This is a genomic window from Phenylobacterium sp. (genome assembly GCF_965284355.1).
Classification (GTDB): domain Bacteria; phylum Pseudomonadota; class Alphaproteobacteria; order Caulobacterales; family Caulobacteraceae; genus Phenylobacterium.
The window spans coordinates 2,675,428-2,698,269 of record NZ_OZ260078.1 but is presented as its reverse complement, the minus strand read 5'-3'; the positions used below and the strand labels follow the sequence as shown (position 1 = coordinate 2,698,269).

Below are 22,842 nucleotides of genomic sequence, written 5' to 3'. Positions count from 1 at the left end.
GTGTCCTCCCGGCGCGCTCTAGGTGGCGCGCTGAAGCGATCAGACTGAACCGAGATAGAAGCACGCGTCAATCCGAGCGTACCGTGCCTTCGAGAGCGAGTCGTGACTTGTAGCGACCGGATGCCGCCCTGACGCCCAACTCCAAAGTCTGTTAAATGCGGGCGCCGCTTACCCCGGCGCCGTCACTGCGGCGCTACGTCTTCCCCCGAGATGCCGGAAAGTCGAGATTTCCATGCCTCAGCCCCAGACGGCTTCTCCCGCCGGTCACAATCGCGGCGCCCGTCGCCAGATCGAGATCCTCGACCGAATCGACACGCGCCTCCGCTGGCTGGCGACGTGGATGATCCACAACGCCAACCACAACCGCGACAGCCGCGACGGCCTGAAGGTGGGGGGCCACCAGGCGTCGTGCGCCTCGATGACGTCGATCATGACGGCGCTCTACTTCCATGCGCTGAAGCCGGAAGACCGCGTGGCGGTGAAGCCGCACGCCAGCCCGGTCTTCCACGCCGCCCAGTACCTGATGGGCCGCCAGACCCGCGAGCAGCTGGAAGCGTTCCGCAGCTTTGGGGGCGCCCAGTCGTATCCGTCGCGGACCAAGGACAAGGACGACGTCGACTTCTCCACCGGCTCGGTCGGCCTGGGCGTGGCGATCACCGCCTTCGCCTCGCTGATGCAGGACTACCTGTCGGGCCACGGCTGGCTGGCGGACGAGCTGCGCGGTCGGTTCGTGGCCACGCTGGGCGACGCCGAGCTGGATGAGGGCAACATCTACGAGTGCCTGATCGAGGCCTACAAGCACGACATCCGGAACTGCTGGTGGATCGTCGACTACAACCGTCAGAGCCTCGACGCCACGACCGCCGACCGGATGTTCGACCGCTTCGACGACATCTTCGAAACCGCCGGCTGGCGGGTGGTGACGCTCAAGTGGGGCAAGGCCCAGATGCGCGCCTTCGCCCGGCCCGGCGGCAAGGCGCTGCGCGACTGGATCGAGGCCTGCCCCAACGCCGATTTTGCCGCCCTCACCTACCAGGGCGGCGCCGCGTGGCGGGCGCGGTTGATGGCCGACATCGGCCGGGGCGCCGGCGTCCGCGCGCTGCTGGAGAGCTTCTCCGACGACGACCTGCACCAGCTGATGATCGGCCTGGGCGGCCACTGCATCGAGACGCTGACCGAGGCGTTCGACGCTGCCCAGGACGACACGCCGACCCTGTTCATCGCCTACACAGTCAAGGGCTTCGGCCTGCCGCTGCAGGGCCACAAGGACAACCACGCCGGCCTGATGACCCCCACCCAGGTCGAGACCCTGCGCGTCGCGATGGGTGTGGCCGAGGGCCAGGAATGGGAGCCGCTGGCCGGCCTGTCCGCCGAAGATGCCGCCGAGGTCCGCGCCTTTGTCGACGCCGCGCCGTTCGCCCACCCCACGAAGCGCCGCCATGCCGCGCCGGCTGTGCCCGTGCCCTCGCGCGCCGAGTTCCCCAGCCCGGACGGCGCAGAGCAGTCCACGCAACAGGCCTTCGGCCGCATCCTGCTGGATCTCGCCAAGAGCGGCCACCCGATCGCCGACCGCATCGTCACCACCAGCCCGGACGTCACGGTCTCCACCAACCTGGGCGGCTTCGTGAACCAGCGCGGCCTGTTTCGCCGCCGCGAGACCGCCGACGTGTTCCGCGACGCCAAGATTCCCTCGCCGCAGCGCTGGGCGGGCAAGGCGGCGGGCCAGCACGTCGAGCTGGGCATCGCCGAGCACAACCTGTTCCTGAACCTCGCGGCCTTCGGCCTGTCGGCGCCCCTGTATGGCGAGCGCCTGCTGCCGATCGGCACCGTCTACGACCCCTTCATCAGCCGTGGCCTCGATGCGCTGAACTATGCCTGCTACCAGGATGCCCGCTTCATGCTGGTGGCCACGCCGTCCGGCCTGACGCTCGGGCCCGAAGGGGGCGCACACCAGTCGATCTACACGCCGCTGATCGGCATCGGCCAGCCGGGCCTGACCTACTTCGAACCGGCCTTCGTGGACGAGCTCAGCGAGGTCATGCGCTGGTCGTTCCAGCACATGCAGGCCGACGACGGCGGCTCGGTCTACCTGCGACTCACCACACGCGCCCTGGCTCAGGTCGAGCGGACCGATGACGCCTGGCGCGACGACGCGCTGAAGGGCGCCTACTGGCTGAAGGCCCCCGGCCCGGGCGCCGACGCCGCGATCGCCTTCTGCGGCGCCGTCGCCCCCGAGGTCCTGGCCGCCGCCGAAGCGCTGGCCGACGACATCCCCGACCTGGGCGTCCTGAACGTGGTCTCGCCCGGCCTGCTCCACCGCGACTGGATGGCCAGCCGCCGCGCCCGCTGGAATGGCCAGGGCCGCCGCGAGAGCCACGCCGAGGCCCTGCTGGGCCGGCTCGGCGCCGGCGCCGGCCTTGTCACCGTGGTGGACGGCTCGCCCGCGACCCTGTCCTGGCTGGGCGGGGTGAAGGGCCAGCGGGTGTCATCCCTCGGCCTCGACAGCTTCGGCCAGGTCGGCGACCTGCCGGACCTCTACCGCCACTACGGCCTGGACGTGGACGCCATCGTCGACGCCTGCGCGGAGCTGTTTCTGTAGGGCCGCGCCGTGGCAACGCCCCCTCCACCACTTCGTGGTCCCCCTCCCCCGCCAGCGGGGGAGGAACTGGGGCGATCCGGCCTGTCTGTTCCTCCCCCATCAAGATGGGGGAGGGGGACCACGAAGTGGTGGAGGGGGCGTTGGGCTTACCCCAGCGCCCGATCAAGATCCGCGATCAGGTCGTCGACGTTCTCCACCCCGACCGACAACCGGATCAGCCCGTCGGCGATGCCGATGCGGGCGCGGGTTTCGGCGGGGATCGAGGCGTGGGTCATGATCGCCGGGTGCTCGATCAGGCTTTCCACGCCGCCCAGGCTCTCGGCCAGGGTGAACAGCTGTGTCCGCTCCAGCATTTCGCGCGTGCCGGCCAGGTTCCGGTCGAGCACGGCGGTGATCATGCCGCCGGGCGCCGCCATCTGCTTCTTCGCCAGGGCGTGCTGCGGATGGCTCTTGAGCCCTGGATAGATGACCGTGGCCACGCCCCCGCGGGCCTCCAGCCATTCGGCGACCGCCTGGGCGTTCTGGCAGTGCCGCTCCATCCGCAGCGCCAGCGTCTTCATGCCGCGCAGGGTCAGGTAGCTGTCGAACGGCGAGGCCACCGAGCCGATGGCGTTCTGCAGGAACGTCAGCTGGTCGCGGAGCTCCGCATTGTCGCCGACCACCAGGGCGCCGCCGACCACGTCGGAGTGGCCGCCGATGTACTTGGTGGTCGAATGCATCACCACGTCAAAGCCCAGCTCGAGCGGGCGCTGCACGTAGGGGCTGGCGAAGGTGTTGTCGGCGGCCGCGATCAGGCCGCGCTTTCGGCAGAGCGCCGCGATGGCTTCCAGATCGGCCAGCCGCAGCATCGGGTTGGTGGGCGTCTCCACCCACACCATCTTCGTCCGCGGCTGGATCGCCGCCTCGATCGCCGCTAGGTCCGACAGGTCGACGTAGGTCACCTGCAGGTTCTGGGTCCGGGTGCGTACCTTGTCGAACAGCCGGAACGAGCCGCCGTAGAGGTCTTCGCTGGCGATGATGTGGTCGCCGGCGTCCAACACCTCCAGAAGGGTGGCGATCGCCGCCAGGCCCGAGGCGAAGGCATAGCCCTTGGTCCCGCTCTCCAGGTCGGCGAGGCCGCGTTCCAGCGCGAACCGGGTGGGATTCTGGCTGCGCGAATACTCGAAGCCGCTGTGCACCCCGGGCGACGTCTGGGCGTAGGTCGAGGTCGCATAGATCGGCACCATCACCGCGCCGGTGGTGGGGTCGTGCTCCTGGCCGCCGTGGATCGCCCGCGTGGCGAACTCCAGCCGGTTCTTTCCATGGGAGTTGTCGTCTTTCACGCCGCGCGCCTCAGATAGTTGATCAGGTCGATGCGGGTGATCAGGCCCAGGAACTCCTTGCCCTCCATCACGATCGCGACCTCGTCACGTTCGAATATGGGGAGCAGAGCGTCCAACTGCTCGCCGACCTGCAGGGTGTGCAGCTTCGCGGTCATGGCGGTGGAGACCGGCTGCTTGAACCGCTGGTTCTGGTTGCGGTCCTCGACGGCTTCCAGAAGGTCGCTCTCGTCGATCAGGCCAATCAGGCGGCCGTCGTCCAACACCGGAAGCTGGCTGACGTCGGCGGCGCGCATGCGGTTGTAGGCGGTCAGCAGCGCGTCCTCCGGCCCGACCGTCACGGTGTCGCCGGCGCGCGCGATCAGGTCGCGCAGGTCGCCGTGCAGCTTGCGGTCGACCAGCCCTTGCTCCACGACCCAGCTGTCGTTGTAGACCTTCGACAGGTAGCGGCTGCCGGTGTCGCAGACGAGGGTCACGACGCGCTTGGGCTCGGTCTGGTCGCGGCAATACCGCAGGGCGGCGGCCAGCAGCGTGCCCGATGACGAGCCCCCCAGGATGCCCGCCTTGGTCAGCAGCATCCGCGCGGTGGCGATGCTCTCGCTGTCGGGGATCTCATAGGCCTTGGCCACCAGCGCCAGGTCGCAATTGTCTGGAATGAAGTCCTCGCCGATGCCTTCCACGACCCACGAGCCGGGTTCAATCTTCTCTCCCCGCTCCACAAGGGGGGCCAGGATCGAGCCAACGGGGTCGGCGAGAACCATCTTCGTCTTCGGAGAGGCCTTGGCGAAGAACCGGCCCAGCCCGGTCAGCGTGCCGCCGGATCCCACGCCCACGACCACCGCGTCGAGGTCACCGCCCATCTGCTCGAGGATCTCGTGGCCCGTGGTGGTCTCGTGCGCGCGGGGGTTCGCGGGGTTCGAGAACTGGTTGATGTAGACAGCGTTGTTCATCTTGGCGGCGATCGCGGCGGCCATGTCCTGGTAGTACTCGGGATGACCCTTGCCGACGTCGCTGCGAGTGATCCGCACGTCGACCCCCATGGCGCGCAGGTGCTGGATCTTCTCCCGCGCCATCTTGTCGGGCACCACCAGCAGCAGCTTGTAGCCCTTCAGGACCCCCACCTGGGCCAGGCCCAGGCCGGTATTGCCGGCGGTAGCCTCGACGATGGTCCCGCCCGGCTTCAGCGACCCGTCCTGCTCGGCCGCTTCGATCATCGACAGCGCGATGCGGTCCTTGATCGATCCGCCGGGGTTGGCGCTCTCCAGCTTCACGAAGAGGCGGCAGGGGCCCGTGTCGAAGCCCATCAGCTCCACCATCGGCGTGCGGCCGATGAGGTCCAGGGTGGTGTCCGCCGGGGGCGGGAGAGGCAGCGTGGTCAAGCGAGCATCCTGATTCAGACGGAACGCATATTGCGCCTCACCGGCCGAAAGGGAAACGGACAACCCGTTTCCCGGTTCAGTCGAGCAAGATCAGTCCAGTTTCACACCGTCGGCCCACCTTTCGCCACGGCGAGTCGGGCGAGATTCGGGGCGGGCGGTCCAGCCCGATAAGAACGCCGTCGACCGCCGACGCGTTGCGCGCGTCCGGCGCGGCGATGACGGCGCACGCCGTGCTGAAGGCTCTCTGTAACCGTTCCGTACGTAGCGTGGCGCTTTCGCGCGGCTAGTATGGCGCCGCTCTTCGTCAGTGGTTCGGAGTCCGGCCCTTGAAACAGTATCTCGTCCTCGCCGCCTGCGCTGTCGCCCTCGTCGGCTGCCAACAGCAGAAGCCGGGCGCCAAGGCGCTGGCCGACGCCAAGTTCAACAGCGATATCCCCATGAGCGAGTTCATGGGCCACTTCGTCGATCCGGCGGCCTTCATGTACTGGAAGAACTCGGGGACCGTCGTCGATGAGAAGGGCGAGCACGACCTGACGCCCACCACCGACGAGGGTTGGGACGTCCTGGTCACCGGCGCGACCATGCTGGTGGAAGCCGGCAACGTGCTGCAACTCCCGGGCCGCGTCCGCGCACCGGAGGCCGACTGGAACAAGTACGCCCAGATGCTGAGCGACCGGGCGTTGATCGCCCGCGCCGCGGCGGAGAAGCACGACAAGGCCGCCGTCTTCGAGGAAGGCGCAAAGGTCTACGAAGTCTGCGTGGCCTGCCACGAGCAGTTCGTCATCCAGCCCGACCTCAAGGCGAACGGCCCGGCGAAGGGTGATCCGCTGCCTGAGGTTAAGGAGAAGAACTAATCGACCCTAGCGCCCGCGGCCGACGCAGCGGCCGTGGGGCCCGCCGATCCTGTCGAGGGGGCGGCCCGCGCTCATCTCTTCCAGGTCGCAGCGCTGGCGATCGATCGAACCTGCGAGCGCGCCCGCCCCGTGGGCGGAGGGGTGGCGGCCATAAGGCCCGCCGCCGCGGCCATACCGGGTATCCTCGAACGCCAGGCTGACACGCCCCGTCTCGCCCACCGGCATGTCGGTGCGCACATAGACGCTGCGATAGCCGCCCGTGCCCACGCCCACCGACACCTCGCCGTGCACCTTTCGGTCGTCGCGCGACACCACGCCGTTCACCTCGCCGGGCTCGGCCACCGAGGCGGCCGGCGAGCTGCGGATGAAGGCGTCGATCTGCTCTGACGTGGTGGCCGCCGCGGGGGCCGGGGTCTGCGAGGCGGTCGCGACGGGCTCATCGGCCGCAAGGGCGGGCGAGGCGATCAGTGCCGCGGCGGCAAGGGCGAGGACGGGGGCGAAAGCAACACGCATGCGGAACTCCTTGTCCCGACATCAGGCGCGGCAAATGCGGCGAACGTATTGCAGGCTCATGGCCCCGGGCGCGCCTGGGCGGCCGGCACATTGGCGACGATGCCGGCCTCATTGCCGGGCTGGCCCGCCGGGATCAGCTCGTAGAACCCCGCCAGCCGCAGCCGCACCACCACCGGCTTCTCGCTCGAGTTCGAGAACTGCCAGCCCTGGATGCCGTCGAACGGCGACGTCAGCGCCCCCTGCTGCTTCAACCCGAAGGCCTGCTTCCAGGTCGAGACCGCCATGGGCTCACCCGGCTTCGGCGTGGTGTGGCCGTGCTGGTCGAAATGGACGTCGCGCGGTTCGGTCGTTCCGATCACCTCCCACGAGTAGATCAGCGTGGCGTCCTTCTTCATCCGCACCTTGTACTCGAGCTCGGACCGGTCGGCCCCGGCCAGGAAGTCGCCCAGCGGGATCTCGATCACATCGGCGCGGAACGGGGTGTCGTACTCCCGCGCCCGCGCGGCTCCGGCGGTCGTGTCGACCTTCTGGTCCTCTGGGGCCCACAACCGCGATAGCCCCGAGAGCTGGCCGAGCCCTAGCGGGTCGCGGTTGAATTCGGCCGGCAGGATGGCGCCGAGCACGATCAGCGCCGCGAGGGCGGCGGCTCCCAGAGTCGCCAGGATCAGACGGCCCTTGGCCATCGGGCGGGTGGGTTGCTTGTTCGCGCTCATGAGACCGCTCCGCCGAAAAGGTAGCCGGCCAGCTGTTCGCCCGCGAGGACGAAGCCGGCCAGCATCAGGAGGATGTTCGCACCCGCCGCCGTGCGCTCGAAGGCCGGCGTCCGCCGCCACAGCGTCATGGCCGCCAGGATCAGGCTCAGCGCCAGCACCTGCCCGATCTCGACGCCGACGTTGAACGCCACCAGGTTCACCAGCAGCCCCTCGGGATTGAGGTTCAGCGCCTGCAGCTTGGTGGCCAGCCCAAAGCCGTGGATCAGGCCGAAGCCGAGGACCACGATGCGCGGGTCGGGCTGAACGCCGAACACCGAACGGAACCCGCCCAGGTTCTCGAAGGCCTTGTAGGCGACGGACAGGCCGATGACCGCGTCCACAAGGTGCGGATCGACATGCAGGTCGAAGAACACCCCGGCCAACAGCGTGATCGAGTGGCCCAGCGAGAACAGGCTGACGTACAGCGCGATCTGGCGCAGCCGGAACAGGAAGAAGATCACACCTACCAGGAACAGCAGGTGGTCGTAGCCGGTGACCATGTGCTTGGCGCCGAGGTAGGCGAAGGGGATCGGGTCGGGCCGATGGGCCGCCGCCACGAAGGCCGCGTCGGTCCCGCCGATGTTGTGGGCCAAAGCCGTTCCGGCCCAGGCCAGCGCCAGGACCAGGGCCGGCAGCCCGAAACAAGAAAGCCGCGATACGCCGTTCCCCATGGGCCCGGCATACCGCGGCTTTGAAGTCGTGGCGAGGCGCGACGGCAGGCTGCCGCGCCTCATCCGCAGTCCTAGAATTCCTTCCGGAGAGTCGCGCCGTAGGTGCGCGGCGCGTTGGTCAGGAAGCCGTAGCGGGCGCGCAGGCCCCGCTCGCGGTCGATGGCGAGCTTGGCGCGTTCGTCGCCCAGGTTGTTGACGAAAGCCGCGACCTCGAAGCCGTCGCCCCGGACGCCGAGGCGCAGGTTGACGATCTCGTACGACGGCAGCTCCAGCGGGAAGATCAGCGACGCCGCCGTCTGGCCGCCCAGGTTCGGGAAGGTGGCCACGGTGCGCGGGTTGTTCTCCTGGTCGGAGACCTGCGTGTAGCGCTTGCCGACGTGCTGGGCGGTCACGTTGGCGAACGCCTCCAGACCGTTTTCCATCTCACGCTCGTAGCCCACGCTGATCGAGCCCTGGAACTTGGGCACGGTTGGCAGGCGGTTGCCGTCGCGCAGGCCCTGGATCGGCGCGCCGCGGGCGTCGACCAGGCTCGAGGTGAGCTTGGCGTCGTTGTACGAGGCGGCCGCCGAGATGTCGAAGTTCTCGGTCAGGCGGTAGGACAGCTCGGCGTCGAAACCGGCCGACTTGGCCGAATCCACGTTGGCGATGATCCGCGACGAGCAGCTGCCCGCGTCGATCGTGGCCTGCAGATTCTTGATGTCGGCATAGAAGCCGGCCACCGTCAGCGAACCCGCGCCGCCGGCGAACCGGGCCTTGGCGCCGGCTTCATAGTTCCACACCGTCTCGTTCTTGAAGCTGGGCTGCGACAGCGCGTTGAAGGTCGCGAAGTCGGCGGGCGTGCAGAGCGGACGGTTCAGCGGGTCGTTGATGCCGCCGAGACGGAAGCCCTTCGACACCTGGGCGTTCAGGGTGATGTCGTCGGTCGCCTCATAGGCCACGATCACCCGCGGCGCCCACGCATCGGCCTTGGTCTTGCCGGGGACCGCAATGGTCTTGTCGGCGAAGATCCCGTCGAAGGTGAGCGTGCGGTTTTCCTTGTAGTCGGCCCAGCGCAGGCCGGCCGTGATGTCCAGGCGATCGGCGACCGAATAAGTCGCCTCGCCGAACACCGCGAACTGCTTCTGCTTGTAGGGCACCGTCGAGAAGTAAAGGTGGTCGGTGGGGGCAACGTCGCTGGCCGAGGGGATGCCCGAGAGCCGCGAGAAGCCGTTCACGAACAGGTCCTGCGCGTAGTCGCGGTCGATGTGCGAGTAGAACGCACCGGCCACCCACTGCAGCGGGCCTTCGCCCGTCGAGGTGAGGCGCAGCTCCTGGGTGAAGGTCTGCAGGTCGGTGGTGTCGGCCAGCGGCGAGTCGATGTTGTAGACCGCCGGCGGCAGGCCGATGGAGCCGCCCGTGATCGAGGCCGTCAGGGCCGTCGCGTCACGCAGCACCAGCACTTCGCGGTCGGTGAACGACGAGATCGAGGTGACGCGCACCCCGTCCAGGTCGTAGTTCAGCGACAGGTCGGCGAGGAAGAACTCGTCCTCGAACTTCTCCTTCAGCTGGGTGTACTGCTTCAGCCCGCCCAGCTGCACGCGCGGACGCGTGGTCGAGAACTGGTTGCCCAGGATGTTGTAGATGTCGACGCGGTTGAACCCGTCCACGTCAATCTTCTGGTAGAGCACGCGGGGCGTGATCGTCAGGTCCTCGGTGGGCTGGATCAGCAGCGACGCGCGGACGCCGCGACGGTAGCCGTCGTTGACGTCGCTCTTCACGCCCGTCGGCTGAACGGCGTCGATGAAGCCGGCGTACTGGGTGTTGTAGGCCGTGACGCGCAGCGCCATCTGGTCGTTGAGGGGCACGTTGATCGAGCCCTTCAGGTCCCAGCCCACATCGCCGCCCTGGACCTTCGAACCAGTCGCCTCGACCACGCCCTGGAAGGCGCCGAGGTCAGGCTGGTTGGTGATGTAGCGCACCGTGCCCGACAGCGAACCCGAGCCGAACAGCGTGCCCTGCGGGCCGCGAAGCACTTCGACGCGGTTCAGGTCGAACAGGTCGAGGTCGGGGGTGAACAGCGACAGCGATATCACCGATTCGTCGAGATAGACGCCGACCTGTTCCTTCACGCCCGGCTGGTCGCGGACGATCTGGCCGGCCGAGATGCCGCGGATGGCGACCTGGCTCTGGCCGGGGCCCAGGTTCTGGACGGTGAAGCTGGCGACCGTGCGCGACAGCTCCTCGACGTTGGTGATGCCGCGATTGCGCATCACCGACTCGCTCTGCGCCGCCACCGAGAACGGCACGTCGATCAGCTGCTCGTCGCGCTTCCGCGCCGTGACGACCAGTTCCTCCACCGAGGTTTCCGCCTCGGCGGCAAAGGCCGGCATGGGAGCGCCGATAAGCAAGGCGAGAGCGCTGGCTCGTGCCGTGAGCACGAACTTCCGGTTAGTCATAGGGAGGACTCCTTCCGCAACCGCAGCTTGTTGCGCTGCTTGGTTCGGAGGCAGGGGTATTCAAAAAAGCGTCACAAGGGCAGGCCGCGCGTGCCGCTCGTCGCGCGACGAGCGAACATTGTTGCCCGATGGCAACAGAAACTAGAGCAACCCGACTTCCGCGAAGAGATCTTGCGTCGCCGCCCACGATCGCCGGTCGGCGGCCGCCGAGTAGGCGAATCCCGGCATGCCCCAACCGTCGGCCTCGGGATTGGTGAAGCTGTGGCCGGTCCGGCCATACAGCATCAGCCGCCAGTCGACGCCCGCCGCCGTCATTTCGGCCTGGAAGGCGGTGCGCTGTTCGACGGGCACCGCCGGGTCGTCGGCGCCGATATGGACCAGCACCGGGCAACGGATCTGCGTCGCGTCCTGCGGCCGGACGGTCGTCAGCGTCGAGTGATAGCCCACCGCCGCCTTGAGGTCGGCCCCGCCGCGCGCCAGCTCGATCGCCGCCGCGCCGCCATAGCAATAGCCCACCGCCGCGAGCCGACCCGCATCCACCCGCGGCTGAGCCTTCAGCGCCTCGAGCGCCGCCTCCATCCGGGCCCGGATCGAGCCGGGGTCGGCCAGGAACGCCTGGAAGCGCCGCCCCATCTCGGCCCGGTCGGACACCACCTGACCGCCGCCCTGGTAGTCCGTCGCCATCGCCACGAATCCCAATCCGGCCAGCCGGCGCGCCGCCTCCAGCGTGTGCGCGGTGACGCCGGGCGACTCATGGGCCACCAGCACGCCCGGCGCGGGCCCCGATCCGGGCGGCGCGAACACCGTGCCGATGAACTCAATCCCTTCCGCCGAATAGGCGACCTTCGTCCCGGGCATGCGCGACTCCCCTCGACGCTGGAACGAGGTTAGCCAAGCGCCGCGCGCGTCAATCAATGAAAACCGGAAAGACCGGCTGGCGCACCCGACACGATTCGAACGTGTGACCTTTGCCTTCGGAGGGCAACGCTCTATCCAGCTGAGCTACGGGTGCGTCTTCAGCGGAGCGGTGTCTCTAGCGGAAAGGACGGCCGGCCGCAAACCGGCAAAGCGCCGCCAGCAAAAGTGGGTCCGATTTTGCGCCCGGGCGGCGCTCGACAGGAAGAGCGCGCCTTCCGGGCGGCGAACCGGAATCCACTTCGCCTGAAGGCGCGCGGCGGATTTCAGCAAGGCAATTCGCGCGCGGGCCCGAAAGGGTTAGGTTCCGCACCAGAACACGGTCGAAGGACCGGTACGGTCGCGGGGGAAGCGCATGGGTCTCTGGAAGCAGCTGGCGGGCGGCGGCGCGGTCGTGGCCGTCCTGGCCATCACAGGCTTCGGGCTGGGCGGCCTGGCCCAGGCGCAGGCGCCCGATGAGCCGCCGCATCCCGGCAGGGCGGTGTACGACACCTTCTGCGCCGCCTGCCACAACGCCCCGGAGGCCGGCAGTCGGGCCGCGCCTGTGGCCTCTCTGCGGACGATGAGCGCCCAGACGCTGAGCGCCGCGCTGACCACGGGCGTGATGAAACCTGTCGGCGACGGGCTGGACCGCGAGCAGCTGCGCGCGGTGGTCGCGTATCTGGCCAAGCCCGAGGCGCCGGTCGGCACGGCCTGGCTCGACGACAACCGCTGCGCCGACAAGACCGTCGACCTGTCGGCCAAGGCCGCCCAGACCGGTTTCGGCGTCGATCACGACAACAGCCGCCGGATGAGCGCCGCCCAGGCGGGGCTGAAGACAGCCGACCTGGCGAAGCTGGAGGTGGCGTGGACCTTCGCCATGCCGCGCACTTCGGGCCTGCGGGGTTCGGGCGTGGTGGTGGGCTCGACGGTCTTCTACCCCGCCGGACAGGCCGGGCACATCGTGGCGCTCGACACCAAGACCGGCTGCGTGAAGTGGGCGACCCCCACGCCGTCGCAGGTGCGGAACAGCCTGGCGTATGGCCAGCTGGGCAAGGGCGGGCCGATGGGCCTGGTGGGCGGCGAGGCCAGCGGAAACCTGATCGCCCTGGACGCCGCCACCGGCAAGATCCTGTGGCGGGCCGACCCGCGCCACGACAAGACCGCGCCCCTGTCGGGCTCGCCGCTGATCCACGACGGCAAGATCATCGTGCCGATCTCGGGCAGCGACGTCGGCGCGGCGATGCGACCGGTCTACGAGTGCTGCAAGGGGCATGGCGCGGTGGCGGCCGTGGACGCCCGCGACGGCAAGGTGCTGTGGACGTGGCACACCATGGAAGACGCCAAGCCGCTGGGCCGCAAGACCAGCGCGGGCGCCGCGGCGTACGGGCCGTCGGGCGCGCCGGTGTGGTCGTCGCCGTCGGTCGATGTGAAGCGTGGGATCGTCTACGCCTCGACCGGCGAGAACACCTCGCCGCCGGCCACCAAGACGTCGGACGCCATCGTCGCCATGGACCTGGCGACCGGCAAGGAGAAGTGGGTCTTCCAGGCGCTGGCCAATGACGTCTGGAACATGAGCTGCCCGGTGGGCTCGCCGACGGCGCAAGGCCGGCCGGTGGGTCCGAACTGCTATTTTGCGGCGGAGGGCAGCGTGCTGCTCGACCACGACTTCGGCGCCGGGCCGCTGATCTTCCGCGGGAAAATGGGGAAGGACGTCATCCTGGGCGGCCAGAAGTCGGGCGACGTCTGGGCGCTGGACCCGGCCACGGGCAAGGTCCTGTGGCGCCAGCAGTTCGGCAAGGGCTCGCCCCTGGGCGGCGTCCACTGGGGCATCGCCACCGATGGCGTGCGCGTCTTCGCCCCGATCAGCGACCCCAATGTGCCGAAGGAGCAGTCCGCCGCCGGCATGCACGCGGTCGACGTAGCCACCGGCAAGGTCGCCTGGCAGTGGCGGTCTGCGCCGGACTGCACAGGCGCCCGGGCCCGGCTCACCACGGTCTGCGGCGGCCGGCACGGCCTTTCGGCGGCGCCGCTGGTGATCGACGGGGCGCTGCTGGCGGGCTCGCTGGACGGGCGGCTATGGGTGTTCGAGGCGGCCACCGGCAAGGTGCTGCACATGGTCGACACCGCGGCCACGGCCTATCAGCCGGTCAACAAGATCCCCGGGGCCGGCGGCTCGATCGACGCGGCCGGCCTGTTCGCCGGCGACGGCATGGTATTCGTGAACTCGGGCTACGCCAGCTTCGGCCAGGCCGGGGGGAACGTGCTGGTGGCGCTCCGGCCGAAGCGGTGACTACCCCTCCCTTTTATCGGGAGGGACAGGCGGCGAATGCCGCCAGGGTGAGGGAGTAAGGGCCAGGACTCAGAGGGCGGGGAGGATCGCGACTCCCTCGCCCTGATCGCTTCGCGATATGTCCCTCCCCATCAGGGGGAGGAAGTTACGCCGACTTTGTCGCCGCGCCCCAGAAGCGCTTGGCCTTGCCCATGAAGCCGGCGGCCTTCGGGTGCTGTTGCTCGCTGCAGAGATCGGCGATCTCGCGCATCAGCTCCTTCTGGCGGGCCGTGAGCTTGGTGGGCGTTTCCACGAACAGCTCGACCACCAGGTCGCCGCGCTCGCGCCCGCGCAGGGACGGCATGCCGCGGCCCTTCACGCGCACGGTGCGGCCGGTCTGGGCGCCTTCGGGCACCTGGACCTCGATCTTGCACTCGCCGTCGCAGTTTTCGCCGCCCATCAGGCAGGGCGCCTCGATCTGGCCGCCGAGCGCGGCGGCGCACATGGGCACGGGCACGGTGCAGAGCAGGTCGAGGCCATCGCGCTCGAACAGCTCGTGCGGGGCCACCGAGATGAAGATGTAGAGGTCGCCGCGCGGACCGCCGCGCTGGCCCGCGTCGCCTTCGCCGGCAAGACGGATGCGCGCGCCGTCGTCGACGCCGGCCGGGATGCGGACCGCCAGCGTGCGGTTCTTGCGGATCTGGCCCTGGCCCCGGCAATCGCTGCAGGGATCCATGACCATGCGACCCGAACCGCCGCAGCGGGGGCAGGCGCGCTCGATCGAGAAGAAGCCCTGGCTGGCGCGCACGCGGCCCGCGCCATGGCAGGTGGTGCATTGCGTGGGGCTGGTGCCGGGCTTGGCGCCCGAGCCTTCGCAGGTCTCGCAGGTCAGGGTCGCGGGCACCGTGAGCTCGACCTCGGCGCCGGCGTAGGCCTGCTCGAGGGTGATCTCCAGGTCATAGCGGAGGTCGTTGCCGCGGGCCGGGCCGCCGCGTTGCTGGCGACCGCCACGGCCGCCGAACATGTCGCCGAAGACGTCGCCGAACACCTCGTTGAAGATGTCGTGCACGTCGTGGAACTGGCCGTTGCCCGCGCCGGGGCCCTGGCCGTTCACGCCGGCGTGGCCAAAGCGGTCGTAGGCGGCGCGCTTCTGCGGATCCGACAGGATCGAATAGGCTTCGTTGACTTCCTTGAAGCGGCCGGACGCCTCCTCGCAACCGCCATTGCGGTCAGGATGGTGCTCCATGGCCATCTTGCGGAAGGCGGCTTTCAGCGCGCTGTCATCGCAGCCGCGGTCCACGCCCAGGATCTCGTAATAGTCCCGCATGAATACGTCAGGCGCTCAAAAATCTGTTGTGATTGAAGTGGGTGGGCCCCCGCCCGGCTGCAAGGCTTACACCGAGCGGACGGAGGCCTCCAGACGATCTTCGGACGAAGATCGTCCATTCCCTGCGAAAGAGCGCACCCAGCGGCAAAACCGGACTCCACTTTTGCCCGGTGCGCTCCGTCCCGCGAAGGCGGCGGCGACGTCCCCATGGACCTGAATCGCATCGGGTGCGGTCCAAATCCATAGGGCGCGTTGTCACGCCAGGTCGCCTTAGTTGGGCTTCTTGCCGTCTCCGTCGACTTCCTCGAACTCGGCGTCAACGACGTCGTCGGAAGAGCTTCCGGCGTCAGGCCCGGCAGCGTCGGCAGCGCCGTCGTCGCCCTGCTGAGCCTTGTACATCGCCTCGCCCAGCTTCATCGAAGCCTGGATGAGGGTCTGGGTCTTGGCCGAGATCGTCTCGGCGTCGCCCGACTCCAGCGACCCCTTCAGGTCGTCCAGCGCCGTCTGGATGGCGGACCGTTCAGCCTCGGAGACCTTGTCGCCGTGTTCGGCCAGGGCCTTCTCGGACGAGTGGATCACGGCGTCGGCCTGGTTCTTGGCTTCGACCGCAGCCTTCCGCTTTTCGTCGTCGGCCTTGTTGGACTCGGCTTCCTTGACCATCGCCTCGATGTCCGCGTCCGAGAGGCCGCCGTTGGCCTGGATGCGGATCGACTGCTCCTTTGACGTCGCCTTGTCGCGCGCCGCGACGTTGACGATGCCGTTGGCGTCGATGTCGAAGGTCACCTCGACCTGCGGCACGCCGCGCGGCGCCGGCGGGATGCCGACCAGGTCGAACTGGCCCAGCATCTTGTTGTCGGCCGCCATCGGGCGCTCGCCCTGGAAGACCCGGATCGTCACGGCCGACTGGTTGTCGTCGGCGGTCGAGAAGGTCTGGCTGCGCTTGGTCGGGATCGTGGTGTTGCGCTCGATCAGCGGGGTGAACACGCCGCCCAGCGTCTCGATGCCCAGCGTCAGCGGGGTCACGTCGAGCAGCAGCACGTCCTTCACCTCGCCGCCCAGCACGCCGGCCTGGACCGCGGCGCCCAGCGCCACGACCTCGTCCGGGTTCACGCCGGTGTGCGGCTCACGGCCGAAGAACGCCTTCACCGTCTCGACGACCTTGGGCATGCGGGTCATGCCGCCGACCAGGATCACCTCGTCGATGTCGCCCTTCTTCAGGCCGGCGTCCTTCAGCGCCTGTTCGCAGGGGCCGACCGTCTTGGCGATCAGATCCTCGACCAGGGCTTCCAGCTTGGCGCGCGACAGCTTGATGTTCAGGTGCAGCGGGCCCGACGCGTTCATCGAGATGAAGGGCAGGTTCACTTCGTATTGCGTGGTGAAGGACAGTTCCTTCTTGGCCTTCTCGCCCTCTTCCTTGAGGCGCTGCAGGGCCAGCTTGTCCTTGCGCAGATCGACGCTGTTTTCCTTTTTGAACTCATCGGCCAGGTAGTCGACGATGCGCATGTCGAAGTCTTCGCCGCCCAGGAACGTGTCCCCGTTCGTCGACTTCACCTCGAACACGCCGTCGCCGATCTCGAGCACCGAGACGTCGAACGTGCCGCCGCCCAGGTCGTAGACGACGATCTTCTTGCCGTCGTTCTTCTCGAGACCATAGGCCAGCGCGGCCGCGGTCGGCTCGTTGATGATGCGCAGGACTTCCAGGCCGGCGATCTTGCCGGCGTCCTTGGTGGCCTGGCGCTGGGCGTCGTTGAAGTAGGCCGGAACGGTGATGACCGCCTTGTCGACCTTCTCGCCGAGGTGCTGCTCGGCGGCTTCCTTCATCTTCTGAAGGATGAAGGCCGAGACCTGCTGGGGCGAGTAATCCTTGCCGTGGGCGCGAACCCAGGCGTCGCCGTTGCCGCCCTTGACGATCTCATAGGGCACCATGCCCTTGTCCTTCGCCACGACAGGGTCGGCGAAGTTGCGGCCGATAAGGCGCTTGATCGCGAAGAGGGTGTTGGTCGGGTTCGTGACGGCCTGGCGCTTGGCGGGCTGGCCCACCAGCTTTTCGCCGTCATCCATGAAAGCCACGACCGAAGGCGTAGTCCGCGCGCCTTCGGCGTTCTCGATCACTTTCGGCGTCTTGCCGTCCATGATGGCCACGCACGAGTTGGTCGTGCCGAGGTCAATGCCGATGATCTTGCTCATAGCCTAAGTCTTGCTCGCTCCATGTTGGCGGACGCCGCGGGTGGGCCTTCTAGAGAAGCGCCCGAGGAAAAGCGACGGCCCCGGTTCGATTAAGGTCCCGCTGCAGTTCCGCTTTCCGTTCGCGGAACCCAGCAGTCGAGTGCCGATATGGGAGAAGTTGGCCCCGCTGCAAGGGCGAATGTCCGTAATCCCGGTGTGGACAAACGGTCACGGCGTGAACCACCAGCCCCTGAGCGCTTCGTAGCGCGGGGCGGCGAAGGGCGGTTTGCGCCCTGTCAAAAGCGTATCCCGCCGCTGCAGCACGAAGTGGTGCTCCACCAGGCTGGCCTGCTGTTCGATGTTCATCTGCGGGAAAGCCTGGCGGTCCAGGTCGTAGCGATAGGCCGCATCGCTGTCGCCGGCGCGCAGCTTGGCCAGAGGCAGTATGACGCCGTGCTGGGCCTGCCAGACGTGGGTCATCTCGTGGACGAAGGTGGCCTGATCCGACAGGTCGCCCTGCGAGAAGTCGGTCAGCGACTCGGCCACCGGATAGACGATCCCCGCCGAGCCCGGCGTGAAGGGGCGCGGAAAGACCGGCTGGGCGAAGATCCGCACCCGTTCCGACCGGATCCCCGCGCCGAAAACCTCCCGCACCAGCGCCTGCTCGCCCACCGTCAGCCATCGCAGCGCCAAGGGCTTCATGCGGCGCGGTTTCTGCGGATCGGAGGCCATCGGCGGTTGACGTCCAGCGGCGCTGTGCTTCGGTTGAGGCCCGCAACATCACCGCAACCGACGTCCGAGGAAACCACCCATGGTCACCCTGACCCGCCCCGATGGCACCCAGCCGCAAGACCTGCACCTGTCGCGACGCGGGCTGACCCTGGCGCTGACCGGCGGCTATGCCTTGGCGGCCTGGTCGGCCGAGGCCCAGCCGGTGAAGACCGACGACGCCGGCCTCGTGACCGAGACCGTGCAGATCAAGGCGCCCGACCGCGAAATCCCGGCCTTCGTGGCCCGCCCCGCCAAGGCCGGGAAGCACCCCTGCGTAGTCCTGATCTCCGAGATCTTCGGCCTGCACGAGTACATCCGCGACACCGCGCGACGCCTTGCCAAAGCAGGCTACGTCACCATCGCCCCGGATTTCTTCGTGCGCGCCGGCGATCCGTCCACGATGACGGACTTCCCGGCGATCATGAAGATCGTGGCCACCTCGACCGACGCCCAGGTGACCGGCGACGTGGCCGCGGCGCTGAGCTGGCTGAAGGCCCAGAAGTTCGCCGACGCCAAGCGCATCGCGATCACCGGCTACTGCTGGGGCGGAGCGGTGACGTGGGAGGGCGTCGCCCGCTTCTCGGAATTCAAGTGCGGCGTGGCTTGGTACGGCCGCCTGTCCGGCGGCATGTCGCCCAATGACGCCAGCAACAAGAACCCGCTGGATCTGGTGGGCGAGCTCAAGGCGCCCGTGCTGGGCCTGTATGCCGAGAAGGACAGCGGCATCCCGCTGAGCGACGTCGAGAAGATGCAGGCGGCGCTGAAGGCGGCCGGAAAGACGACCAGCAGCATCACGGTCTATCCCGGCGCCCAGCACGGTTTCCATGCCGACTATCGCCCCTCCTACAACAAGGAGGCCGCGACCGACGCCTGGGCCAAGATGCTCGCCTTCTTCAAGGCCAACGGGGTCTGATCCCGCCCCCCCCCCCGAGTGGGAAGCGGATTCCTTAGAACACCGGCTCTTCCACCTTCGGCGGCGGAGGCGCCGGTGCGGCGGGTTCGACCTTGGCGGCGGCGGGCGGCGCGACCGGAACCAGGGCCTCTGGGCCGGCCGGCGCGCCCTTGGCCGCCTCGGCCTTGGCCAGCGCATCCGCCTCGGCCTTGGCCTTTTTCTCGGCTTCCAGCGCGGCCTTCTCTTCCTCGGTCAGTTCCTCAGGCTCGGGCGCGCCGCTCAGACGCTCATCCACCAGCGGCTTGGCCTCAGTGGCCTCAAGCACCGCGGCGCTGGCGGCCTGCGGACCTTCGCCGGGCAGTTTGCCGCGGGGCGGAGCCGTGAAGGCCGCGAGGGCGAAGGCGCCCAGCCACACCGCGCCCAAGCCGGTGGCGACGACCTGCAGGACGGGACGGGGCATGGACCAGTTCATGGACGGAACCTAGTCGCCTATCGCGGCGCAAGGAAGACGTCCCGCCCTTGATGGGGCGGGGAAAAAATCACGGTAAACGCGGGATTAACGATCCCCGGGCCAGACATGTCGGGTTCGACCGGCTTGAGGTGATTTGGGTATGGCGCGGGTGGCGCGGAAAACGGGTGGGGAACTGTTTCTCCACATCGCCAGGCTGACCTGGGACCACCCGGCGACGGCCCGGCTGCGCGGCGGTGTGACGGCCGCATTTGGTGTCGCGCTCGCCGCCGCCTTCGCGACCTACAACGCCGCCGATCCCAGCCTGAACGCCGCCGGCCCGGCGGCGCCCGCCAACGCCCTGGGCGGGGCCGGCGCGGTGATGGCCGATATCGGGGTCCAATCGCTGGGCGTCGTGGCCGGGCTGGCCGCGCTGCTGGTGGTGACCTGCGGCCTGGCGCGCGTGGCCGATCCCGAGCCGGATCAGAGCCGCGGCCGCCTGCGCCTGCGGGCCGCCATCGGCACGCTGGGCCTGCTGGCGCTCGCCGGCGCACTGGCCTGGGCGCCGACACCCGCCGCCTGGCCGCTGGCCAAGGGCCTGGGCGGCTTCTGGGGCGACGCGCTGCTGAGCGGGTTCGCCGGGCTGATCGAATACGCCCGGCTGCCCAGCGGCACGCCGATCGCCGGCGCCGTCTTCGCCGTGGCCGGCGTGATCGCCTTTGGCTACGGGCTGGGCCTGAGCCGGGTCGACTTCCGCGGGCTGGGCGACGGCCTGACCCACGCGCTGGCTCCCAAGCCCAAGCTGAAGGCCGCCAAGCCTGAGCCCAAAGCCCCCAAGGTGGCGCGCCGCAGCAAGACGGCGGATCCGGTGATCCCGGACGCCGCCCTCGACGCTGACGCCCCCGCCACCGCGCCGGCGCCCGTCATTTCAGCCGAGGCCCCGACACTGCAGGTCAAGGCGCCCAAGGCGGCGCCCAAGGAGAGCGCCCGCGAGGCCAAGGAAAAGCAGGGCGCATTCGCCTTCGCCCAGGAGGGCGGTTTCCAGCTGCCCGAACTGGCGATGTTGACCAAGGCGCCGCCCCGGGCGGCCCAGTACGACGAGGGCGCGCTGCGCCAGAACGCCCAGCTGCTGGAAAGCGTCCTGGCCGAGTTCGGTGTCCGCGGCCAGGTGGACCAGATCCGGCCAGGCCCGGTGGTCACTCTCTACGAGCTGGTGCCCGCGGCCGGGGTGAAGTCGGCGCGGGTCGTGGCCCTGGCCGACGACATTGCGCGCTCCATGAGCGTGGCCTCGGCCCGCGTCTCGGTGGTGCCCGGCCGCAACGCCATCGGGATCGAGCTGCCCAACCAGCGTCGCGAGACTGTCTACCTGCGCGACCTGCTGGCGGCCTCAGAATATGAGCGCGGCGGCCAGACCCTGCCCATGGCCCTGGGCGAAAGCATCGGCGGCGAGCCCTACATCGCCGACCTGGCCAAGATGCCCCACCTGCTGATCGCCGGCACCACCGGCTCGGGCAAGTCGGTGGGGGTCAACGCCATGATACTGTCGATCCTCTACCGCCTGCCGCCCGAGCAGTGCCGGATGATCATGATCGACCCGAAGATGCTGGAGCTCAGCGTCTACGACGGCATCCCGCACCTGCTGGCGCCCGTCGTCACCGATCCGAAGAAGGCGATCGTCGCGCTCAAGTGGACCGTGCGCGAGATGGAGGACCGCTATCGCCGCATGTCGAAGATCGGCGTGCGCAACGTCGCCTCCTTCAACGAGCGCGCCCGCGAGGCGCTGGCCAAGGGCGAGCACTTTGAACGCACGGTGCAGACGGGGTTCGATGAAGCCGGCCGCGCCACCTACGAGAGCGAGAAGATCCGGCCCGAGCCGATGCCCTACCTGGTCGTGATCATCGACGAGGTCGCCGACCTGATGATGGTGGCCGGCAAGGACATCGAAGGCGCCGTGCAGCGGCTGGCCCAGATGGCGCGGGCCGCCGGCATCCACCTGATCATGGCCACCCAGCGGCCGTCGGTGGACGTGATCACCGGCACCATCAAGGCCAACTTCCCGACCCGGATCAGCTTCCAGGTCACCTCCAAGATCGACAGCCGCACCATCCTGGGCGAGCAGGGCGCCGAGCAGCTGCTGGGCCAGGGCGACATGCTCTACATGGCCGGCGGCGGCCGCATCACCCGCCTCCATGGCCCGTTCGTCAGCGACGGCGAGGTCGAGGCGGTGGCCAAGTTCCTGCGCGACCAGGGCACGCCCAGCTACCTCGAGGAAGTCACCGCCGGCGGCGATGATGAGGACGGCGGCGGCGATGACGGCGGCTTCGGCGGCGGCGACGAGAGCAACGACCTCTATGATCGCGCGGTGGCCGTGGTCACCCGCGACGGCAAGGCTTCGACCAGCTACATCCAGCGCCGCCTGCAGATCGGCTACAACCGCGCCGCTTCACTGATGGAGCGGATGGAGCAGGAGGGCGTGGTGGGTCCCGCCAACCACGCGGGCAAGCGCGAGATCCTGGTGAGCGCGGCGCCCTGACGCTCTACCTCGACCGGCGCCCGCCCGGCTTGTACCCGCTGGTCATCGGGTCGGGCTTCTTCGGGAGCGGTTTGCCCGAGCCTTTGTAGCGCTCCTGGCTCGAGCCCAGGCCCATCTTCCCCGGCCGCTGCTCGGTCAGGCCGCTCTCGCCCGAGCGGATGCGAGCGATGGAATCACGCAGCAGGGCGGCGGTTTCGAAGTCGCCGGCTTCGGCGGCTTCGCGCATGCGGCGCTCCAGATCGTCGATCATGGACATCGGAACGTCTCCTGAAGCTTCGGCGTTGCCCCGCCCTGTCCCAGCCCTATTGCCGCCGTTCACGTGCGGTAGGGTATGTGCAAGCTACGGAGCCCACATGACCCTGTCCCGACGCCGCCTTACCCTCGCCCTCGCCGCCGCGCCCTTCGCCCAGATGGGCCTGGTCACGTCTGCGCTTGCGCAGGCGCCGCTGAGCGCCGCCGACAAGGCCCTGGTCGACCGCGCTGTGGCCTACCTCGAAGGCCTGACCGAGGCCAAGGGGCGGTTCATTCAGACCGACCACCGCGGCCGCGCCACCACCGGCGCGCTCTACATGAAGCGCCCCGGCAAGGCGCGCTTCGCCTATGACGCGCCATCGGGCCTGCTGGTGGTGTCTGACGGCGGGGTGGTTTCAGTGCAGGACACGCGCCTGAAGACGTTCGACCAGTACCCGCTGGGCGCGACGCCGCTGTCGCTGTTCCTGGCGCGCACCATCCGCCTCGACCGCGGCGTCAGCATCAGTCGGGTCCAGCGCCTCGCCGACGGCTTCACGATCACCGCCCGCGACGCCAAAAGAGAGACGGCCGGCCAGATCGCATTGACGTTCAGCAACACGCCTCTTGCGCTTACAGGCTGGACGGTTACTGATGCGCAAGGACGACCTACACGTGTGCAGCTCCAGGGCCTGGAGCGCGCCGCCGGCCTCGACAAGTCGCTGTTCGTCCTGAAGGACCCCCGCCCGAAGAACCCCGGCCGCGGAAAAGTCTGACGCCCGCACGGTG

Annotated in this window: 18 protein-coding genes and 1 tRNA gene; 6 read left to right on the top strand and 13 right to left on the bottom strand. The window is 68.8% G+C overall.

Features of this window, described 5'->3' with window-relative positions; translation table 11 throughout:
- Positions 1-232: 232 nt before the first annotated feature.
- Positions 233-2,599, top strand: a complete 2,367-nt coding sequence (locus tag ACQ66R_RS13085) for a transketolase (RefSeq protein WP_430422612.1) — start codon at positions 233-235, stop codon at positions 2,597-2,599.
- Positions 2,600-2,745: 146 nt separating this feature from the next.
- On the opposite strand, the gene ACQ66R_RS13080 is transcribed toward ACQ66R_RS13085, so the two are convergent.
- Complete coding sequence (locus ACQ66R_RS13080) at positions 2,746-3,921, bottom strand: cystathionine gamma-synthase (protein WP_430422610.1); 1,176 nt, start codon at positions 3,919-3,921, stop codon at positions 2,746-2,748.
- Entirely contained in the window at positions 3,918-5,297 is a 1,380-nt protein-coding gene (locus tag ACQ66R_RS13075; protein WP_430422608.1) for a pyridoxal-phosphate dependent enzyme, read from the bottom strand. The genes ACQ66R_RS13080 and ACQ66R_RS13075 overlap by 4 nt, the downstream gene beginning before the upstream one ends.
- A 326-nt stretch (positions 5,298-5,623) precedes the next feature.
- Here ACQ66R_RS13075 and ACQ66R_RS13070 point away from each other — a divergent pair, with 326 nt between their 5' ends.
- Positions 5,624-6,151 (top strand): hypothetical protein, encoded by a 528-nt coding sequence (locus tag ACQ66R_RS13070; RefSeq protein ID WP_430422607.1) that lies wholly within the window; start codon positions 5,624-5,626, stop codon positions 6,149-6,151.
- A 6-nt stretch (positions 6,152-6,157) separates the two neighbouring features.
- On the opposite strand, the gene ACQ66R_RS13065 is transcribed toward ACQ66R_RS13070, so the two are convergent.
- From ACQ66R_RS13065 to ACQ66R_RS13040, 6 genes are all read right to left on the bottom strand, one after another.
- Positions 6,158-6,664 (bottom strand): hypothetical protein, encoded by a 507-nt coding sequence (locus ACQ66R_RS13065; RefSeq protein ID WP_430422605.1) that lies wholly within the window; start codon positions 6,662-6,664, stop codon positions 6,158-6,160.
- A gap of 56 nt (positions 6,665-6,720) precedes the next feature.
- Positions 6,721-7,377, bottom strand: coding sequence for a hypothetical protein (locus ACQ66R_RS13060; protein WP_430422603.1), 657 nt, complete (start codon positions 7,375-7,377; stop codon positions 6,721-6,723).
- Positions 7,374-8,150 carry a HupE/UreJ family protein gene (locus ACQ66R_RS13055; protein ID WP_430422601.1) on the bottom strand — a complete coding sequence of 259 codons (777 nt, stop codon included), beginning with the start codon at positions 8,148-8,150 and terminating at the stop codon, positions 7,374-7,376. Before ACQ66R_RS13055 ends, ACQ66R_RS13060 begins: the two co-directional genes overlap by 4 nt.
- An 8-nt stretch (positions 8,151-8,158) precedes the next feature.
- Positions 8,159-10,456 carry a TonB-dependent receptor gene (locus ACQ66R_RS13050; RefSeq protein ID WP_430422600.1) on the bottom strand — a complete coding sequence of 766 codons (2,298 nt, stop codon included), beginning with the start codon at positions 10,454-10,456 and terminating at the stop codon, positions 8,159-8,161.
- 207 nt (positions 10,457-10,663) lie between these two features.
- Positions 10,664-11,380: a dienelactone hydrolase family protein gene (locus ACQ66R_RS13045; protein WP_430422598.1), complete on the bottom strand. Its 717-nt coding sequence runs from the start codon at positions 11,378-11,380 to the stop codon at positions 10,664-10,666.
- Between the two features lie 77 nt (positions 11,381-11,457).
- Positions 11,458-11,534: transfer RNA gene (locus ACQ66R_RS13040), tRNA-Arg, on the bottom strand.
- Between the two features lie 258 nt (positions 11,535-11,792).
- Between ACQ66R_RS13040 and ACQ66R_RS13035 the strand changes: the two genes are divergently transcribed.
- Positions 11,793-13,709 carry a PQQ-binding-like beta-propeller repeat protein gene (locus ACQ66R_RS13035; RefSeq protein ID WP_430422596.1) on the top strand — a complete coding sequence of 639 codons (1,917 nt, stop codon included), beginning with the start codon at positions 11,793-11,795 and terminating at the stop codon, positions 13,707-13,709.
- Between the two features lie 145 nt (positions 13,710-13,854).
- On the opposite strand, the gene dnaJ is transcribed toward ACQ66R_RS13035, so the two are convergent.
- The 3 genes from dnaJ to ACQ66R_RS13020 all read right to left on the bottom strand — a co-directional run bounded on the left by dnaJ (position 13,855) and on the right by ACQ66R_RS13020 (position 17,883).
- On the bottom strand, positions 13,855-15,015 hold the full coding sequence (gene dnaJ, locus ACQ66R_RS13030; RefSeq protein ID WP_430422594.1) for a molecular chaperone DnaJ: 1,161 nt from the start codon (positions 15,013-15,015) through the stop codon (positions 13,855-13,857).
- A gap of 270 nt (positions 15,016-15,285) precedes the next feature.
- On the bottom strand, positions 15,286-17,202 hold the full coding sequence (gene dnaK / locus ACQ66R_RS13025) for a molecular chaperone DnaK (RefSeq protein WP_430422592.1): 1,917 nt from the start codon (positions 17,200-17,202) through the stop codon (positions 15,286-15,288).
- 207 nt (positions 17,203-17,409) lie between these two features.
- Positions 17,410-17,883 carry a hypothetical protein gene (locus ACQ66R_RS13020; RefSeq protein WP_430422590.1) on the bottom strand — a complete coding sequence of 158 codons (474 nt, stop codon included), beginning with the start codon at positions 17,881-17,883 and terminating at the stop codon, positions 17,410-17,412.
- Positions 17,884-17,992: 109 nt separating this feature from the next.
- Between ACQ66R_RS13020 and ACQ66R_RS13015 the strand changes: the two genes are divergently transcribed.
- A complete protein-coding gene (locus ACQ66R_RS13015) occupies positions 17,993-18,865 on the top strand; it encodes a dienelactone hydrolase family protein (protein ID WP_430422588.1) in 873 nt (290 codons plus the stop codon).
- Positions 18,866-18,899: 34 nt separating this feature from the next.
- Here the strand turns inward: ACQ66R_RS13015 and ACQ66R_RS13010 are convergent, their stop codons facing one another.
- Positions 18,900-19,304 (bottom strand): hypothetical protein, encoded by a 405-nt coding sequence (locus ACQ66R_RS13010; protein ID WP_430422586.1) that lies wholly within the window; start codon positions 19,302-19,304, stop codon positions 18,900-18,902.
- Between the two features lie 151 nt (positions 19,305-19,455).
- On the opposite strand from ACQ66R_RS13010, the gene ACQ66R_RS13005 reads away from it, so the two are divergent.
- The gene (locus ACQ66R_RS13005; protein ID WP_430422584.1) at positions 19,456-21,825 is read left to right on the top strand and encodes a DNA translocase FtsK; all 2,370 of its coding nucleotides are present in this window, start codon (positions 19,456-19,458) and stop codon (positions 21,823-21,825) included.
- A gap of 4 nt (positions 21,826-21,829) precedes the next feature.
- On the opposite strand, the gene ACQ66R_RS13000 is transcribed toward ACQ66R_RS13005, so the two are convergent.
- Entirely contained in the window at positions 21,830-22,081 is a 252-nt protein-coding gene (locus ACQ66R_RS13000; RefSeq protein WP_430422582.1) for a UvrB/UvrC motif-containing protein, read from the bottom strand.
- A gap of 97 nt (positions 22,082-22,178) precedes the next feature.
- Between ACQ66R_RS13000 and ACQ66R_RS12995 the strand changes: the two genes are divergently transcribed.
- The gene (locus ACQ66R_RS12995) at positions 22,179-22,829 is read left to right on the top strand and encodes a LolA family protein (protein WP_430422580.1); all 651 of its coding nucleotides are present in this window, start codon (positions 22,179-22,181) and stop codon (positions 22,827-22,829) included.
- Positions 22,830-22,842: the final 13 nt, after the last annotated feature.

Coding starts and splice junctions, on each gene's coding strand:
- ACQ66R_RS13065 (WP_430422605.1), bottom strand. CDS start 6,664: ATGCGTGTTGCTTTCGCCCCCGTCCTCGCCCTTGCCGCCGCGGCACTG.
- ACQ66R_RS13060 (WP_430422603.1), bottom strand. CDS start 7,377: ATGAGCGCGAACAAGCAACCCACCCGCCCGATGGCCAAGGGCCGTCTG.
- dnaJ (WP_430422594.1), bottom strand. CDS start 15,015: ATGCGGGACTATTACGAGATCCTGGGCGTGGACCGCGGCTGCGATGAC.
- ACQ66R_RS13010 (WP_430422586.1), bottom strand. CDS start 19,304: ATGCCCCGTCCCGTCCTGCAGGTCGTCGCCACCGGCTTGGGCGCGGTG.
- ACQ66R_RS13000 (WP_430422582.1), bottom strand. CDS start 22,081: ATGTCCATGATCGACGATCTGGAGCGCCGCATGCGCGAAGCCGCCGAA.
- ACQ66R_RS13055 (WP_430422601.1), bottom strand. CDS start 8,150: ATGAGGCGCGGCAGCCTGCCGTCGCGCCTCGCCACGACTTCAAAGCCG.
- ACQ66R_RS13045 (WP_430422598.1), bottom strand. CDS start 11,380: ATGCCCGGGACGAAGGTCGCCTATTCGGCGGAAGGGATTGAGTTCATC.
- ACQ66R_RS13005 (WP_430422584.1), top strand. CDS start 19,456: ATGGCGCGGGTGGCGCGGAAAACGGGTGGGGAACTGTTTCTCCACATC.
- ACQ66R_RS13015 (WP_430422588.1), top strand. CDS start 17,993: ATGGTCACCCTGACCCGCCCCGATGGCACCCAGCCGCAAGACCTGCAC.
- ACQ66R_RS13035 (WP_430422596.1), top strand. CDS start 11,793: ATGGGTCTCTGGAAGCAGCTGGCGGGCGGCGGCGCGGTCGTGGCCGTC.
- ACQ66R_RS13085 (WP_430422612.1), top strand. CDS start 233: ATGCCTCAGCCCCAGACGGCTTCTCCCGCCGGTCACAATCGCGGCGCC.
- ACQ66R_RS13050 (WP_430422600.1), bottom strand. CDS start 10,456: ATGCCGGCCTTTGCCGCCGAGGCGGAAACCTCGGTGGAGGAACTGGTC.
- ACQ66R_RS12995 (WP_430422580.1), top strand. CDS start 22,179: ATGACCCTGTCCCGACGCCGCCTTACCCTCGCCCTCGCCGCCGCGCCC.
- ACQ66R_RS13020 (WP_430422590.1), bottom strand. CDS start 17,883: ATGAAGCCCTTGGCGCTGCGATGGCTGACGGTGGGCGAGCAGGCGCTG.
- dnaK (WP_430422592.1), bottom strand. CDS start 17,202: ATGAGCAAGATCATCGGCATTGACCTCGGCACGACCAACTCGTGCGTG.